We start from the raw sequence: 14,761 nt of genomic DNA, 5'->3' as shown, positions 1-14,761 counted from the left end.
CACCTTGCGAACGCAACGTAGCTTTCTAGATATGGAAACAATGATCCAGGTCCGGGGCCTGACCAAGCGGTACGGCCGCAGCACCGCGCTGGACGGGCTCGACCTGACCGTGGCGGCCGGCGAGGTGCACGGCTTCCTCGGCCCCAACGGTGCCGGCAAGACCAGCACCATCCGGGTACTGCTCGGCCTGCTGCGGCCCGACGGCGGGCAGGTGTCGCTGCTCGGTGGCGACCCGTGGCGGGACGCGGTCGCCCTGCACCGTCGCCTCGCGTACGTGCCGGGCGACGTCAGCCTCTGGCCGAACCTGACCGGCGGCGAGGTGATCGATCTGCTCGGTCGACTGCGCGGCGGCCTCGACCGGCGTCGCCGCGCCGACCTGCTGGAGCGCTTCGCGCTGGACCCGACGAAGAAGTGCCGCAGCTACTCCAAGGGCAACCGGCAGAAGGTGGCGCTGGTCGCCGCCCTCGCCGCCGACGTGGAGCTGCTGCTACTCGACGAGCCGACCTCCGGGCTGGACCCGCTGATGGAGGCGGTGTTCCGCGACCGGGTCGCCGACGCCGCCCGACAGGGTCGGACCGTCCTGCTGTCCAGCCACATCCTCGCCGAGGTCGAGGCGCTGTGCGACCGGGTCACCATCGTCCGCGACGGACGGACCGTGGAAAGCGGCACCCTCGCCGAGCTGCGGCATCTCAGCCGTACCACCATCGTCGCCGACCTGGCCGCTGCGGCCGACCTGACCGACCTGGCCGGGGTGCACGGGCTCAGGGTCGACGGGGTCCGGTTGCGCTGCGAGGTCGACCCGGCCGTGCTGCCCGAGGTGCTGCGCCGGCTGGCCGAGGCCGACGTACGCGGGTTGGTCAGCCAGCCGCCGACGCTGGAGGAACTCTTCCTGCGGCACTACCGCGGCACCGGAGCCCGGCGGTGAACCCGCTGGCCGGCACCGGGCACCTGGTCCGGCTGATCCTGCGCCGCGACCGGCTGGTCATGCCGCTGTGGATCATCTGGCTGTCGGTGATGCCGGCGAACTTCGCCGCCGCCTTCCCCGCCCTCTACCCCACCGCCGCCGAACGGTCGGCGTTCGCGCAGACCAGCAACGCCAACGCCGCGCTGGTCGCGTTGTACGGTCCGGTGCACACCGCCGACCTCGGCGGACTGGTCGCCTGGCGGATCAGCATCGTCACGGTCATCGTGGCGCTGATCAGCCTGCTCACCGTCGTACGGCACACCCGTACCGAGGAGGAAGCCGGCCGGCGGGAGCTGCTCGGTACCGCCCCGATCGGCCGGTACGCCGGCCTGACCGCCGCCCTCGTCGTCGTCTTCGCCGCCAACCTGCTGCTCGCCACGGCGGTCGCCGCCGGGCTGGCCGGCCAAGGTCTTCCGGTCGCCGGGTCGGTCGCGCTGGGCGCCCAGTTCGCCGCGGCCGGTTGGCTGTTCGCCGCCGTCGGGGCGGTCGCCGCCCAGCTCGCCACCACCGCCGCGGCGGCCCGGGGGATCGCCGCCGTCGGGCTCGGCGCCGCCGTGACCGGCCGGGTCGTCGGTGACCTCAGCGCCCACACCGGCGGGCCGCTGGGCTGGCTGAGCGGAGTGTCGCCGTTCGGCTGGGTGATGCGGCTGCGGCCGTACGCCGACGACGCCTGGTGGGCGCTCGGACCGCTCGCCGTCGTGACCGCCGGGCTGGTCGCCGTCGCGGCCGGGCTGCACGGCCGCCGGGACCTGGGGTCCGGGCTGCTGGCAGCCGGCACCGGGCCGGCGACCGGCGGACCCCGGCTGGCCGGCCCGGTCGCGCTGGCCTGGCGGCTGCACCGGGGGCCGCTGGCCGGCTGGACGGCCGGGTTCGCCCTCACCGGTGCGCTGCTGGGCGCGGTGGCCGGCGGTGTCGGCGACATGCTGACCGACAATCCTACGCTGCGTGACCTGTTCGCCCGGCTCGGCGGGGCCGCCGGCCTGGTTGATCTGTTCCTGGCCGCGATGCTCGGCCTGTTCGCTGTCGGGGCGACCGGGTACGCGATCGCCGCCGTGGGCCGGCTACGGGTCGAGGAGGCCAGTGGTCGGATCGAGCCGGTGCTCGCCGCACCGGTGTCCCGATCCCGCTGGGCGGCCAGTCATCTGCTGTTCGCCCTGGTCGGCCCGGTCGTGCTGATGGCCGGTGCCGGGTCGACGATGGGTGTGGCGTACGGGCTGTCCGGCGGTGACGTCGGCCCGACGACGGCCCGGGTGCTGGTCGGTGCGGTCGCGACGCTGCCGGCGGTGTGGCTGCTCGGGGCGGTCGCGCTCGCCCTGGTCGGACTGGTGCCCCGGCTGGCGACGGCCGGGTGGGCGGTGCTGGCGGCGACGGTGGGGCTCGACCTGTTCGGTGCGCTGCTGCAGCTGCCGCAGCCGCTGCGCAATCTCTCCCCGTTCACACATCTGCCGAGCCTGCCGGGCGGGCAGGTGTCGGCCGTACCGCTGGTCGTCCTGGCGCTGCTGGCGGCCGGCTCCGCCGCCGCCGGAATGATCGGGCTGCGGCGGCGGGACCTGCCGGTCGGCTGACCGGGCGGGAAAGGCGCACCGGAGGTTGACCAGCGGCCCGGCGTGCTGGGTCAACCGGCGGCGGGCAGGTGGACGAGGAACCGGCAGCCGGGGCCGGTGTTGGCCACCTCGACCCGACCGCCGTGCGCCTCGACCAGGCCGCGCACGATCGCCAGGCCGAGGCCGCCGCCGGCCGGTGGCGGCTCGGGACGGGGCGGTCCGGCCCAGGCGGGCAGGTACGCCGGCCCGATCGGCGACCCCGCTCGGGGCGGGCCGGCGGGAGCGGGGCTGCGCGCCGTTTCGCCCCGGAACGCCACGTCGAACACCCTCGGCAGGTCCGCCTCGGGAATGCCGCCGCAGGTGTCGTGCACCGCCAGCCAGGCGGCACCGCCATCGCGGCCCGCACTGACCTGTACCACCCCGTCGTACGGGGTGAACCGGATCGCGTTGCGAAGCAGGTTGCCGATGATCCGGGCCAGTTCCGGCTCGCTGGCGGTGACCGACGGCCAGCCGCGTTCGGCGGCGACCAGCCGGATGCCTCGCGCCCGGGCCAGCGGCTCGGCCGAGGCGAGGGCGTCGGAGACCACCTCGGCGAGGGGCACCCGGCGCAGCGACAGCCGCAACGCGCCGGCGTTGATCCGGGACAGTTCGAACAGGTCGTCGACGAGTTGGGTCATCCGGTCGGTCTCGGCCCGGATCCGCCGGTGGTAGTCGGCGACGGTGGCCCGGTCGGCGACGACGCCGTCCTCCAACGCCTCGGCCATGGCCCGCAGCCCCGCCAACGGCGTCCGCAGGTCGTGCGACACCCAGGCGACCAGTTCCCGCCGGTTCGCCTCGGCCTGGCGTTCCCGCTGACGCAGCTGGTCGGCCCAGACTGCCTGCCGGGCCAGCCGGGCACCCAGCCACCAGCCGACAGCCAGGCTGACCGCTCCGGATGCGGCGAGCACCAGCAGCACCACGTCCCGGTCGTGGACGGACAGGAACATCGCCTGGGCCGCGCCGACGACGCCGGCGAGGACCGCCAGTACGGTGACGGTGAGCAGGACGGTCAGGTGCACGACGATGCTGTGCCGGCGCAGCAGCCGCAGCGCGACCGCGCCCGGCACACCGATCAGCAGCGACGCGCCCAGCCCGATGGCGAGCACGGCGAGGACGTCGCCGGTGGGCAGGTCAGGCATTGCCGGCCGCCGGTTCGTAGCGGTAGCCGACGCCCCAGACGGTGACGATCCGTCGGGGTCGGGCCGGATCCCGTTCGACCTTCTCCCGCAGTCGTCGCACATGGACGGTTACGGTGGACTGGTCACCGAAGTTCCAGCCCCACACCTGGGCGAGCAGTTCCTCCCGACGGAACGCCTTCGCCGGGTGGCGGACCAGGTGCAGCAGCAGGTCGAACTCGCGGGTGGTGAGCGCGAGTTCGGTGTCGCCGAGCCGGGCCGACCGCCGGCTGGTGTCCAGCGCGAGCTCGCCGTCGCGGACCACCGGAGGTTCACCGCCGACCGGGCCGGGGGGCGGCCCGGAGCGGCGGAGCACCGACTGCACCCGCAGCACCAGCTCCCGGGGCGAGAACGGTTTGGTGACGTAGTCGTCGGCACCGAGCTGCAGGCCGATCACCCGGTCGGCCTCCTCGCCGAGTGCGGTCAGCATGATCACAGGTACGCCGCTGGCCTGCCGCTGCAGCCGCCGGCACACCTCCAGCCCGTCCAACCCGGGCAGCATCAGGTCCAGTACCACCAGGTCGGGCCGGCACTGGTCGACCGCGGCCAGCGCGGCGACCCCGTCGGCGGCCCGGGTGACCTGGTAGCCGGCTCGTTCCAGGTACCGGCGGACCACATCGGACACGGTGGGATCGTCGTCGACGACGAGCACCCGTAGGGACGGTCCGCCGGTGGTGGGCACGGCCATGGCTGTCAGGCGACCAACTCGGCTGCCCCGAACGACACCGAGAAGCGTTTGCACCAGATGGAGACGCTGGTCAGGCTGGTCAGGTCGACGTCGGCAGGAATCTCGTACACCTGGTCTCCCCGGTTGCCCTTGAGTCGGTCCAGCTCGGCCCACTGCCCGTCGTCGAAGACGAACCAGCCGTCGCGGCCGTCCAGCACCGGCTGGTCGGAGAGCCAGACCCGCAGGTCCGGGCCGTTGGAGGTGGCGAAGTCGCGGAATACGAGCTGACGGCGGCCGTCGGCCAACTGGACGACCTCGGCGGTGCCGCTGGTCTCGTGCTCGTGGGTGACGAACTCGCCGGAGGCCAGCAGCTGGTTGCCGGCCGGTGACGGGCTGGCCGGTGCGGGGCTGGGCGATGCGGAACCGGACGCGGTGGACCCGGGTGAGTCGGTCCCGGACGCGGGTGGGTCCGTTGCCGGGGTGCCGGTCGCCGCTGTCTGCACCTGCGGCAGCGCCTCGTCGACCACGTCGTCGGTGAACAGTTTCCACGGCTGGTACCAGTAGCCGCCGAACGCGAGTCCGGCGGCTACGACGACGGCGAGCAGCCAGCTCAACGGGTTGGCAAGGAGTCGTTTCCACACGCGGATCAGCCTACGGCGGCAGCGCCCGGCCGACCGTAGTTGATCTCTTGCGAAAGTCTTACGGTCGGCGTACCGGCAGGTCAGCTGGTTGCGACGGCGTACGCGAGCAGCAGCAGCGCGACGGTGAGCTGCCCCGCGCCGAGCACGGTCAGGGTGTTGCCGACCGACCACTGTCCGGGACGTCCGATCCCGGCGTGCAGGAAGAAGCCGCCGGACTGGCTGATCGTGCCGGCGGCCAGCAGCGCGCCGACCACCCAGGTGTACGGGTCGGACAGTCCGGCCCGGGCGGCGATGCTCAGTGCGGTCAGGGTCAGCACCAGCAGCACGCCGGCGTGGGCGTGGCCGGCCCGGAACAGCGACAGCTGGAAGTCGGTCAGTTTTCGGGCGGCGGCCAGCCGCATCAGCGAGTAGCCGCCGAACATCACCGTCGGGACGCTGACCAGCGCGATCACGGTCAGCCATCGGTCCGCCGTACTCATCAGGGGGTGCTCCTCGGGTGTCGGGGGCTCCGCGCGCCCGCCATCTTGTCACTGACAAGATTGCCGCTCCGGGTAGCATCTTGTCAACGCAAAGATGACGGGAGGCGCGATGCGGCAACAGCCGTACCACCACGGCGACCTGCGTAGAGCCCTGCTGACCGCCGCCGCCGAGGCGATCGCCGAATCCGGGGTAGCGGCGCTGAGCCTGCGCGACCTGGCTCGACGGGTGGGGGTCTCGCACGCCGCCCCGACGCACCACTTCGGCGACAAGACCGGCCTGCTCACCGCGATCGCCACCGAGGGCCTCGACCTGCTGGCGACCCAGTTGGCGGCGGCCGGCGGTGACATCCTCGCCGCCGGCCAGGCGTACGTGCGGTTCGCCGCGTCCCACCGGGCGCACTTCGAGGTGATGTTCCAACCGAGCCTGCTGAACTTCGACGCGCCGGAGCTGGTCACCGCGCGACAACGGGCCGGCCGCGCGCTACGGGCCAGCCTGGACGACGCCCGGGTGCCGGCCGGCGACCGGGACAACGCCCGCCTGGCGGCCTGGTCGATCGTGCACGGCTTCGCGACCCTGTGGCTGTCCGGGGCGCTGCCGCACGACGCGGACGACGACCCGGCGGCGCTCGCCGGCCCGGTGATCCGACTGCTCTTCGAGCCCACCAGGAAACCGTCAACTTGACAGACTAAGCACACCGCGTAAAGCTTGTCTCAGTTGTCAAGCAAGCGACAGAGGAGCGAGGGTCAACATGGCCGCATGGTCATTCGATGACATTCCCGACCAGACCGGCCGGGTCGCGGTGGTGACCGGGGCGAACACCGGCATCGGCTTCGAGACCGCCCGGATGCTCGCCGGCAAGGGCGCACACGTGGTGCTGACCTACCGGGACAAGGGCAAGGGTGAGGCGGCGCTGGACCGGATTCGGGCCGGTCAGCCAGCCGGCACGGTGACCGGGGCCGAGCTGGACCTGGCCGACCTCGACTCGGTCACCGCGTTCGTCGACGCCTACCGCGCCGACCACGACCGGCTCGACCTGCTGATCAACAACGCCGGCGTGATGGCACCGCCGCTGGGGCGCACCCGGCAGGGCTTCGAGCTGCAGTTCGGCACCAACCATCTGGGGCACTTCGCGCTCACCGGCGAACTGCTGCCGCTGCTCGACGCGGCACCGGCGGCCCGGGTGGTGACCGTCTCCAGCCTGGCCCACTGGACCGGCAGCGTCGACATCGACGATCTCAACTGGCGGCAACGCCGCTACCGGCCGTGGGCCGCGTACGGGCAGAGCAAACTCGCCAACCTGCTGTTCACCCTGGAACTGCAGCGCCGGCTGACCGAGGCCGGGTCGACCGTGCGGGCGGTAGCCGCCCATCCCGGCCTGACCTCGACCGAGATCGGCCGCCACCAGGGCCGGTCCACCGGCGAGAACCGGTCGCGGATCGACCGGATGATCCGGATGCAGCCATCGGCCGGGGCGCTGCCCAGCCTGCGCGCCGCCACCGATCCGCAGGCCGCCGCCGGCAGCTACTGGGGACCGGCCCGCCGGTTCGGCACCTACGGGCCACCCGCGCCGGCCCGCAGCTCCGCCCGGGCCAAGGACGCCGTCATGGCAAGCCGACTGTGGACCGAGAGCGGACAGCTGACCGGGGTGGCGTACCCGTTCTCGGCACTGGGACGTACGGAGCGCCCGGCGTGACGTCGGGCAGTACCCGACGGGACACCATCGCCGACGCCGCGATCGACGTGTTCATCCGGTACGGGTTCCGGAAAACCTCGATGGACGACCTGGCCCGCGCGGCCGACATCTCCCGGCAAGGGCTCTACCTGCACTTCAAGACCAAGGACGAGCTGTTCGTCGCCGCCGTGGACCGGATGGTGACCGGCGTGTGCGCGGCGACCGGGGCTGCCTTCGCCCGCGACGACCTCGACCCGCCGGGGCGGATCCTCGCCGCGTTCGAAGCGTGCCAGGGCCCATCGGTCGGGGCCGCGGTGCACGGCAACTTCGAGGAGTTGCTGAACACCGCGGCCACGCTGCGCTGCTCGCTGGCCGAGCGGATCGAGCGCGGGCTGGTCGACGGGGTGGAGCAGGTGCTCGCCGACAGCGGGGTCGCCGACCGGTGGCGGGCCGCCGGCCTGTCCGCCCGGGACCTGGCCGAGCATCTGCACGCCGCCTCGTTCGGTTTGAAACACAAACTCTCCTCGGTCGACGAGTACCGGAGCGGAATGCAGACCGCCGTGACGATCGTGTTCGCCGGCGGCGAGGCCCTAGCCCGGGAGTGACGATGACACCGTGGACCTTCGGCGACCTGCCGGACCAGAGCGGCCGGACCGCCGTCGTCACCGGCGCGAACTCCGGCATCGGTTTCGAGACCGCCCGGATGCTCGCTGCCAAGGGCGCCCACGTGGTGCTCGCCTGCCGGGATGCCGGACGGGCCGGCACGGCGGCCGACCGGATCCGCGCCGAACGGCCGACTGGCACGGTAAGCTGCGCCCGGCTCGACCTGGCCGACCTCGACTCGGTGGCCGAGTTCGCCGAGGCGTTGCACGCCGACCACGGCCGGCTCCACCTGCTGATCAACAACGCCGGGGTGATGCTGACCCCGTTGCGGCGCACCCGGCAAGGCTTCGAGCTGCAGTTCGGCACCAACCATCTCGGCCACTTCGCGCTCACCGGCCGGCTGCTGCCACTGCTGCTGTCCACCGGCGTCGGCGCCCGGGTGGTCACCGTCGCCAGCAACGCCCACCGCGCCGGCCGAATCGACTTCGCCGACCTGAACTGGCAGCGGCGTCGCTACCGGCGGTGGGCCGCGTACGGGCAGAGCAAACTCGCCAACCTGCTGTTCACCCTGGAACTGCAACGCCGGCTGACCGGATCCGGGTCGCCCGTACTGGCGACCGCCGCCCATCCCGGGTGGACCGCCACCGACCTGGCCCGGCACACCGGTGGCTTCGTCACCGCCGTCAGCCGGCTGATCGCGATGACGCCGCGCGACGGAGCGTTGCCGACGCTGCGCGCCGCCACCGACCCGGCGGTCGACGGTGGCAGCTACTGGGGGCCGGGCCGGCTGTTCGACATGGTCGGCCCGCCGGTCGAAGCGCGACGCAGCCCGGCGGCCGACAACGCCGCCACCGCTGGCCGGCTGTGGACGGAGAGCGAGAAGCTGACCGGTGTCGAGTTCCCGGTCGCCGAATAGCCGCGGCCGATTGCGGCCGGGCCGCCGGGTCGGGCAGCAGCCGGTTGACGGCCGCCGACCCGGCCGAACGCGACGCCCTGGAACTACTCGCCCTCAGTCAGCGTCTGCCGCTGCCGGCCGCAGTCGCCGTAGCCGGGTCGGCGACGCTGGAAGCGCTGGAGCGGCGCGGCCTGGTCACCGTCGTCACCGTGGATGGGCAACAGTTTGTCCAGCTCAGCCACCGGCTGTACGCCGAGATGCTGCGGGCTGCCACGCCGGTGCTGGCCCGGCTGCGGCACAGCCGCCGACTCGCCGACACGCTCGAAGCTGCCGGGCAATTGCATGGCGCAGACGTGATGAGGGTCGCGTTGTGGCGTCTCGACGGCGGTGGTGACATCGACGTCGACCTGATGTTGGCCGCCGCGCGGGAAGCGGCGTTCCGGACTCCGGACGGCTGCACCGGCACCCCCGTGCTCCGGGTGAGCGCCGACAACGGCTGCGCCGGGCTGGAGCTGACGCTGACCAACCGGGGCACCGCGGCCGTCGACGGTCTGCTGCTGGTCACGGCCGAGGTCTGCTGCTGGTCACGGCCGACACCGTCCCGGCCGGGAGACACTGGCACCGGTCCCGCCCGGCACCACCGAGCTTGCCTTCGCGCTGCCGGAAGGCACCGCGTACCAGTTGATCACCGGGCCGTTCGCCCTCGACGCCCCGACCTGGATGACCGGAACGTACGCCCCACCGGCGGAGTGTGACGCGCCGAGCCCGACCCAGACGCCCGGGGGCGACCATGCCAGCCACGCCGGGAACGCCGACCGTGGCTGCGACGCCGGGTGGCGGCGGGAGCACGGGTGGCGAATTACCGGTGACCGGGGCCGCCGGCATCGCGTACGCGGTCGGCGGTGTCGCCCTGGTTGCCGCCGGTTTGACCCTGCTCGCCGGGGTACGTCGGCGGCGCATCCGGTTCGTCACACGCTCGCGGCGCTCGCGGCATGCGGCGGCGACCCGGCCGGCCCGGGAGCCGGTGGGGATGCGCCGTGGGCATCGGCTGGTTCCGCAGCGGCCGCGACGCCCGCCGCAGGCACCACAGTCGATGGTCCGGACTACGGACAGACCGCCGATCTGGTCGATGTGACGCTACTCGGGCAGCGCATCCTGTCCCGCAGTCGCTGACCGGCTGTCGGTGCGGGAGGAGGCGCAGGTCGCCTGACTGAGCGCGGTGACAGTCTGGATGACCGTCGGGTCGGTGGCCCGCGCGTCCGGGCGCACCGGGGTGCCCTTCGGGCCGAGCACCGTACCGCTGGGCAGGTCGGCGGTGGCGGCGGCGATGGAGCTGCGGGCGGCGTCAGTCGCGCTGGTCCGAAACAGGTTGAGGTAGATCAGCGGGAAGGCCAGCCGGGCTGGCATCGGGAACAGGTCCGCGCGCATCGACCGGCCCATGTCGGTGGCGCTGGCCCCTGGGTCGGCGGCGAGCACCGTGACGCCGGTGCCGGCGAGTCGGTCGGCCAGACCCATCGTGTACGCGAGGTTGGCGAGCTTCGCCCGCCCGTACGCAGGAAAGCCGTAGTAGCGCCCGGCCACCTCGACCCGGTCCAGCGGGGTGCGGTCGGCGAGCCGGATAGCGCCCGAGGTGAGGTTGACGATCCGGCCGTGCCCGGCGGCAATCATGTCGTCGACCAGCAGCTCGGTGAGCAGATAGCCGGAGAGGTGGCTCATGGCGAAGGTCGCCTCGATGCCGTCGACGGTGTGCCAGTGCTGCCGGTAGATCCCGCCGACGTTGTTGACCAGCAGGTCGAGCGGGCCGGCGGCGCGGGTGTCGTCGGCCAGGGCGCGGACGGCGGACAGTGCGGAGAGGTCGGCCCGGATGAACCGGGCGGGAACCGGACCGGCGGCGGAGTGGAAGCCCGCGGCGGCGGCGCTTACCTGGTCGCGGGCGGCGTCGCCCCGCTGCTGGTCGCGCCCGACGATCGTGACGGCGTAGCCGTGGCCGGCCAGGGCACGGGCGGTGGCCAGGCCGATCCCGCCGGTGCCACCGGTCACCAGGGCCCGCTTCGTTGACTCAGTCATGACTAAAAAAATAGTACTAGCTACTGATGTTTAACAAGTGTGCCGCTGGATACAGTGGCGACGTGCAGCTCGAGCAGGGCGTACTGCTGGCCGCCGTGGGTCGGCTGCGGGGGCGCTGGACGCTGCACATCGTGCACGCGCTGCTCGACGGATCGGCCGGCTTCAACGACCTGCGCCGGGCGGTCCCGGCGGTCGGGCCGAGCACTCTCGCCCGCCGGCTCGGCGAGCTGGAGGCCGCCGGCATCGTCAGCCGTACGGTGATCGACACCACACCACCGGGCACCCGCTACGCACTGACGTCGACCGGCACCGGACTGCGCCCGGTGCTCGCCGAAATGGCGGCCTGGGCCGGCGACACCAGTGACCCGGACACCCGCCACCATCAGCTCGACGACCTGCTGGCACTGATGCAGGAACGCTGGATGTTGGAGCTGCACTGCGCACTGCTGGTCGGGCCGCGCCGCTTCACCGACCTGGCCCGCGACACCGGCGTCAACCAGGCCACCCTTACCCAGCGCCTCGCCGGCCTGGAGCAGCGCGGGCTGATTCAGCGCCTTGCCGACGGCAGCTACGCGTTCAGCGCCGCGGGCGAGGGCTTCCACCGGGTCGGCGAAGCCCTCGCCCGCTGGGCGGCGGCCGCCACGGGCACCGCCGCCGACCAGCCGGTCAGGGCGCCAGGCCCCGGAAGTTGACCACTATCCGGCGTAGCCGTTGACACCGGGCACACTAAGCCGAAGCACGGTAGTACACAGACGACCGTCAGGATCGGACAACCGGGTTAGGGGCGACGCTGGAACTGGTCACCCCTTGAACGCCCCTTCCATGATCCCCTGCACCAGGCGCCGGCCGACGAAGACGAACAACACCAGCACGGGCAAGGTGGCCAGGAACGAGCCGGACATGGCCAGGCCGAGGTCGATGTCCCGGTTGTTCTGCAGTGCTTTGATAGCGATCTGGACGGTATACCGCTCCGGGGACTTCAGCACGATGAACGGCCACAGGAAGTCGTTCCAGGCGTTGACGAAGCCGAACAGGCCCAGGATCAACGCCGCTGGGCGGACCACCGGGAAAGCGATCCGCCAGAAGATCTGCCAGGTCGTCGCGCCGTCCACCCGGGCGGCGTTCATCAGCTCGTCGTTGACCACGTTGCCGATGTGCTGCCGCATCCAGAAGATGCCGAACGCGCTGACCAGCCCGGGGACGATCAACGCCTGAAGGGTGTCCACCCAGTTCAAGCGCGACATGATCAGGTACTGCGGCACGACCGAGAGCTGGGTCGGCACCGTCATCGTCAGCACGACGATCAGGAACAACGTGTTGCGGCCCCGGAAGGACAGTTTGGCAAAGGCGAACCCGGCCAGCGCACAGAGGAACGCCTGACCGACGCCGATCGAGGTGGCCACGACCAGACTGTTCATCAGCGCCTGCACGAACGGCACGATCTCGAAGACCAGGCTGGCCAGGTGGAAGAAGTTGCCACCGGGCAACACGTGCGGCGGCAGGCTGTACGCGGTGGCCGAGTCGGTGGTGGCCACCACGAACATCCAGTAGAGCGGAAACACGCTGAAGAACACCATGCCGCCCAGCGCCACGTACACGGCCGGGTGGATCCGGTTGGCGCTGCGTCGCCGGTGCGGTGCGGGATTCATGGGCGCTCCGAGCGGATCCGGGTGACCAGGAAGTAGTTGATCGCGGAGATGATCACGACCAGCACGAAGAGCGCGACGCCGATGGCCGCGCCGTAGCCGAAGTGGAACCGGCCGAAGGCCTGCTCGTAGAGGAACAGGGTGAGGGTCTGACACTGTCGCGCCGCGCCGCAGGTGAGTCCACCCACCGGGTTGGCCAGCAGTGGCTCGGTGAAGATCTGCAGCCCGCCGATCGTCGAGGTGATGACGGTGAACACGATGATCGGCCGCAGCGAGGGAACAGTGATGTGCCGGAACTGCTTCCAGCCGTTGGCGCCGTCCACGGCGGCGGCCTCGTACAGGTCTCGGGGCACCGCCTGAAGTGAGGCGAGGTACAGCAGGGTGTTGTAGCCGGTCCACCGCCAGGCGACCATCACCGCGATCATGAGGTGGCTGCCCCACAGCGACGCGGTGAAGTCGATGTGTTCGAATCCGAGCAGCCCGAGAAGCCAGTTGAGCATGCCGTAGTCGCGGTCGAACAGTTGGGCGAAGACGATGGTCGTCGCGGCCACCGAGGTGACGTAGGGAACCAGCATCGACATCCGGAACATGGTGGCCGCCCGCAGTCGTACGTGGTTGAGCACGTGCGCCATGCCGAGCGCGATCAGCAGCTGTGGAACCGTCGACAGCACCCAGATGCTGAACGTGTTGCGCAGCGCACCCCAGAACCGGGGGTCGTCGACGAGATCGGAGAAGTTCTTCAGCCCTACGTAGCTGCGTTCGCCGATCGGATTCCAGTCGAACAGGGCGATGTAGAACGTGAACAGCAGCGGGAAGAGCCCGAAGATGAAGAAAAGCAGAAAAAACGGCGCGATGTACGCGTACGGCGCCAGTCGTTCCCGTACGCCCTGCTGGATCTGACGGGACCGGGTGGGCCGGCCGGTGTCCTTGCGGGCCGTGGCCGGGCTGAGCATCGTGGTCACAGCGCTCACTTTCCGTGACACGCGGCGGCCGGCCGGATGCTCCGGCGGCCGCCGCACGTGGGTCGTCCGCTCAGCCGCGCAGGGCGTTCCTGACATTGGTCAACGCGGTCTCCCATGCGTCGTCGGGCGCTACCTGGCCCTGCTCCACGCTGGTGAGCGTGTTGAGCAACTCGCTGCCGATGGTGGCGTCGTCTGGGCCGATGTAGAACGGCTCGATGTTGACCACGGACTCGGTGTAGATCTGGCCGATCGGCGCGTCGGAGAAGAACGGGTCGGTCTTCGCGAGCAGCTGCGGGTCGGTGTAGACCGACGGCGTGGTCGGCAGCGCCCCGTGCTCCAGGAAGTGCGCGAGCTGACCCTCGGGCGACTGCATCGTGGCGATGTAGTCCCAGGCCGCCGCCGGGTTCTTCGCCCGCGCCGGGATGGCGAGGTAGCTTCCGCCCCAGTTCCCCGAGCCGCCCGGGATGGTGGCGACGTCCCACTTGCCGGCGCTGTCCGGGGCATTGGTCTTGATTGCGTTGAGCATCCAGGACGGTGCCGACATCACCGCGAAGTCGCCCTTGCTCATGCCGGCGGTCCACCCCGGCGTCCAGGAGGCGATACGGCCGGAAATGCCCGCCTCGTACATCTGCAACGTCAGGTCGAACGCCGCTTTGACCTGCGGATTCTTGTCGTACGAAAGTTCGCGGTTCGCGTCGTAGTAGCGTTCCGATCCCTGGTTGACCGCCTGGAAGAAGATGCTCGTCGGGGTGTTGTCCAGGAACGGCTTGCCGGTCGCCGCGACGTACTGCTCGCCGACCTCCATGAACGCGTCCCAGGTCGGCCACAGCTCGGAGACCTCGTCCCGGTCGGTGGGCAGGCCGGCGGCGGCGAACAGGTCGGTCCGGTACGCGATCGCCATGCCACCGACATCCGTCGGTATTCCGATGACCCTGCCGTCCTCGGTCGTCGACTGGGAGATCACCCAGTCGAGGTAGTCACCGGTCATCTGGTCGGCGCCGAGCGTGGTCAGGTCGACGAAGTTCTCCGGGGCCTGCATGAACTTCGGCATGTCGTCGCCCTGGATCAGCACCAGGTCGGGCACCTTGCCGCCGGCCAGTGCCGCCGTGAGCGCCTGGGCCGTCTCGCTGGTGTCGCCCACCTCGGTGAGCTTGACCTCGATGTCCGGATGGTCACTGGTGTACGCATCGACGGATGCCTGCTGGTTGATCCCGGTGAACGACCAGAACTCGAAGGTGTTCGGGTCGGACGATCCGGAACCGCCTGACCCTGGCGTACAGCCGGCGGTCAGGATCATGGCCGCCGCAGCGACGGCGGTGGCTGTGGTGATGATGACGCGCTTCAAGCGGCCCTCCATACGGTGGTCGTCGACTGCCGCGGCTTCAGCGATTGTCAGGATCACCCCT

The 14,761-nt window shown here is 71.4% G+C and carries 17 protein-coding genes; 9 read left to right on the top strand and 8 right to left on the bottom strand.

The features are described 5' to 3' along the window. Window positions 1-31: 31 nt before the first annotated feature. The gene (locus tag ACFHWT_RS06175) at window positions 32-925 is read left to right on the top strand and encodes an ATP-binding cassette domain-containing protein (RefSeq protein WP_416593593.1); all 894 of its coding nucleotides are present in this window, start codon (window positions 32-34) and stop codon (window positions 923-925) included. Beyond that, the gene (locus tag ACFHWT_RS06170; protein WP_416593592.1) at window positions 922-2,529 is read left to right on the top strand and encodes an ABC transporter permease; all 1,608 of its coding nucleotides are present in this window, start codon (window positions 922-924) and stop codon (window positions 2,527-2,529) included. The genes ACFHWT_RS06175 and ACFHWT_RS06170 overlap by 4 nt, the downstream gene beginning before the upstream one ends. Window positions 2,530-2,579: 50 nt before the next feature. Here the strand turns inward: ACFHWT_RS06170 and ACFHWT_RS06165 are convergent, their stop codons facing one another. From ACFHWT_RS06165 to ACFHWT_RS06150, 4 genes are all read right to left on the bottom strand, one after another. After that, entirely contained in the window at window positions 2,580-3,686 is a 1,107-nt protein-coding gene (locus tag ACFHWT_RS06165; RefSeq protein ID WP_416593591.1) for a sensor histidine kinase, read from the bottom strand. Next, window positions 3,679-4,410, bottom strand: a complete 732-nt coding sequence (locus tag ACFHWT_RS06160; protein WP_416593590.1) for a response regulator transcription factor — start codon at window positions 4,408-4,410, stop codon at window positions 3,679-3,681. The genes ACFHWT_RS06165 and ACFHWT_RS06160 overlap by 8 nt, the downstream gene beginning before the upstream one ends. A 5-nt stretch (window positions 4,411-4,415) precedes the next feature. Next, the gene (locus tag ACFHWT_RS06155; RefSeq protein ID WP_416593589.1) at window positions 4,416-5,030 is read right to left on the bottom strand and encodes a DM13 domain-containing protein; all 615 of its coding nucleotides are present in this window, start codon (window positions 5,028-5,030) and stop codon (window positions 4,416-4,418) included. Between the two features lie 80 nt (window positions 5,031-5,110). Next, entirely contained in the window at window positions 5,111-5,509 is a 399-nt protein-coding gene (locus ACFHWT_RS06150; protein ID WP_123603506.1) for a hypothetical protein, read from the bottom strand. 94 nt (window positions 5,510-5,603) lie between these two features. Between ACFHWT_RS06150 and ACFHWT_RS06145 the strand changes: the two genes are divergently transcribed. From ACFHWT_RS06145 to ACFHWT_RS06120, 6 genes are all read left to right on the top strand, one after another. Beyond that, window positions 5,604-6,191 carry a TetR/AcrR family transcriptional regulator gene (locus ACFHWT_RS06145; RefSeq protein WP_416593588.1) on the top strand — a complete coding sequence of 196 codons (588 nt, stop codon included), beginning with the start codon at window positions 5,604-5,606 and terminating at the stop codon, window positions 6,189-6,191. A gap of 67 nt (window positions 6,192-6,258) precedes the next feature. Beyond that, window positions 6,259-7,203, top strand: a complete 945-nt coding sequence (locus tag ACFHWT_RS06140; RefSeq protein WP_416593587.1) for an oxidoreductase — start codon at window positions 6,259-6,261, stop codon at window positions 7,201-7,203. Continuing rightward, window positions 7,200-7,787: a TetR/AcrR family transcriptional regulator gene (locus ACFHWT_RS06135; RefSeq protein ID WP_416593586.1), complete on the top strand. Its 588-nt coding sequence runs from the start codon at window positions 7,200-7,202 to the stop codon at window positions 7,785-7,787. The genes ACFHWT_RS06140 and ACFHWT_RS06135 overlap by 4 nt, the downstream gene beginning before the upstream one ends. Before the next feature lie 2 nt (window positions 7,788-7,789). Next, window positions 7,790-8,701, top strand: coding sequence for an oxidoreductase (locus tag ACFHWT_RS06130; protein ID WP_416593585.1), 912 nt, complete (start codon window positions 7,790-7,792; stop codon window positions 8,699-8,701). A 44-nt stretch (window positions 8,702-8,745) separates the two neighbouring features. Continuing rightward, window positions 8,746-9,435 (top strand): hypothetical protein, encoded by a 690-nt coding sequence (locus tag ACFHWT_RS06125; protein WP_416593584.1) that lies wholly within the window; start codon window positions 8,746-8,748, stop codon window positions 9,433-9,435. Window positions 9,436-9,470: 35 nt separating this feature from the next. Continuing rightward, window positions 9,471-9,815, top strand: coding sequence for an LPXTG cell wall anchor domain-containing protein (locus ACFHWT_RS06120; protein WP_416593583.1), 345 nt, complete (start codon window positions 9,471-9,473; stop codon window positions 9,813-9,815). 2 nt (window positions 9,816-9,817) lie between these two features. Here ACFHWT_RS06120 and ACFHWT_RS06115 read toward each other — a convergent pair whose 3' ends face one another. Further along, window positions 9,818-10,747, bottom strand: coding sequence for an SDR family NAD(P)-dependent oxidoreductase (locus ACFHWT_RS06115; RefSeq protein WP_416593582.1), 930 nt, complete (start codon window positions 10,745-10,747; stop codon window positions 9,818-9,820). A 62-nt stretch (window positions 10,748-10,809) separates the two neighbouring features. Here ACFHWT_RS06115 and ACFHWT_RS06110 point away from each other — a divergent pair, with 62 nt between their 5' ends. Then, window positions 10,810-11,439, top strand: coding sequence for a winged helix-turn-helix transcriptional regulator (locus ACFHWT_RS06110; protein ID WP_416593581.1), 630 nt, complete (start codon window positions 10,810-10,812; stop codon window positions 11,437-11,439). A gap of 108 nt (window positions 11,440-11,547) precedes the next feature. Here ACFHWT_RS06110 and ACFHWT_RS06105 read toward each other — a convergent pair whose 3' ends face one another. The 3 genes from ACFHWT_RS06105 to ACFHWT_RS06095 form a co-directional block, all read right to left on the bottom strand. After that, window positions 11,548-12,396, bottom strand: coding sequence for a carbohydrate ABC transporter permease (locus tag ACFHWT_RS06105; RefSeq protein WP_416593580.1), 849 nt, complete (start codon window positions 12,394-12,396; stop codon window positions 11,548-11,550). Beyond that, the gene (locus ACFHWT_RS06100; RefSeq protein ID WP_416593675.1) at window positions 12,393-13,346 is read right to left on the bottom strand and encodes a carbohydrate ABC transporter permease; all 954 of its coding nucleotides are present in this window, start codon (window positions 13,344-13,346) and stop codon (window positions 12,393-12,395) included. The genes ACFHWT_RS06105 and ACFHWT_RS06100 overlap by 4 nt, the downstream gene beginning before the upstream one ends. Before the next feature lie 79 nt (window positions 13,347-13,425). Continuing rightward, a complete protein-coding gene (locus tag ACFHWT_RS06095) occupies window positions 13,426-14,700 on the bottom strand; it encodes an ABC transporter substrate-binding protein (protein WP_416593579.1) in 1,275 nt (424 codons plus the stop codon). Window positions 14,701-14,761 lie beyond the last annotated feature (61 nt).

Origin of the sequence: Micromonospora sp. LOL_021 (assembly GCF_048060215.1) — a bacterium.
Taxonomy (GTDB): Bacteria; Actinomycetota; Actinomycetes; order Mycobacteriales; family Micromonosporaceae; genus Micromonospora_E.
This window is presented reverse-complemented; position numbering and strand designations above follow the sequence as displayed.

What these genes read in the sequence shown, in the direction of transcription:
- ACFHWT_RS06175 (WP_416593593.1), top strand. Translation starts at nt 32, where the DNA reads ATGGAAACAATGATCCAGGTCCGGGGCCTGACCAAGCGGTACGGCCGC.
- ACFHWT_RS06165 (WP_416593591.1), bottom strand. Translation starts at nt 3,686, where the DNA reads ATGCCTGACCTGCCCACCGGCGACGTCCTCGCCGTGCTCGCCATCGGG.
- ACFHWT_RS06160 (WP_416593590.1), bottom strand. Translation starts at nt 4,410, where the DNA reads ATGGCCGTGCCCACCACCGGCGGACCGTCCCTACGGGTGCTCGTCGTC.
- ACFHWT_RS06150 (WP_123603506.1), bottom strand. Translation starts at nt 5,509, where the DNA reads ATGAGTACGGCGGACCGATGGCTGACCGTGATCGCGCTGGTCAGCGTC.
- ACFHWT_RS06145 (WP_416593588.1), top strand. Translation starts at nt 5,604, where the DNA reads ATGACGGGAGGCGCGATGCGGCAACAGCCGTACCACCACGGCGACCTG.
- ACFHWT_RS06140 (WP_416593587.1), top strand. Translation starts at nt 6,259, where the DNA reads ATGGCCGCATGGTCATTCGATGACATTCCCGACCAGACCGGCCGGGTC.
- ACFHWT_RS06130 (WP_416593585.1), top strand. Translation starts at nt 7,790, where the DNA reads ATGACACCGTGGACCTTCGGCGACCTGCCGGACCAGAGCGGCCGGACC.
- ACFHWT_RS06120 (WP_416593583.1), top strand. Translation starts at nt 9,471, where the DNA reads ATGCCAGCCACGCCGGGAACGCCGACCGTGGCTGCGACGCCGGGTGGC.
- ACFHWT_RS06115 (WP_416593582.1), bottom strand. Translation starts at nt 10,747, where the DNA reads ATGACTGAGTCAACGAAGCGGGCCCTGGTGACCGGTGGCACCGGCGGG.
- ACFHWT_RS06105 (WP_416593580.1), bottom strand. Translation starts at nt 12,396, where the DNA reads ATGAATCCCGCACCGCACCGGCGACGCAGCGCCAACCGGATCCACCCG.
- ACFHWT_RS06100 (WP_416593675.1), bottom strand. Translation starts at nt 13,346, where the DNA reads ATGCTCAGCCCGGCCACGGCCCGCAAGGACACCGGCCGGCCCACCCGG.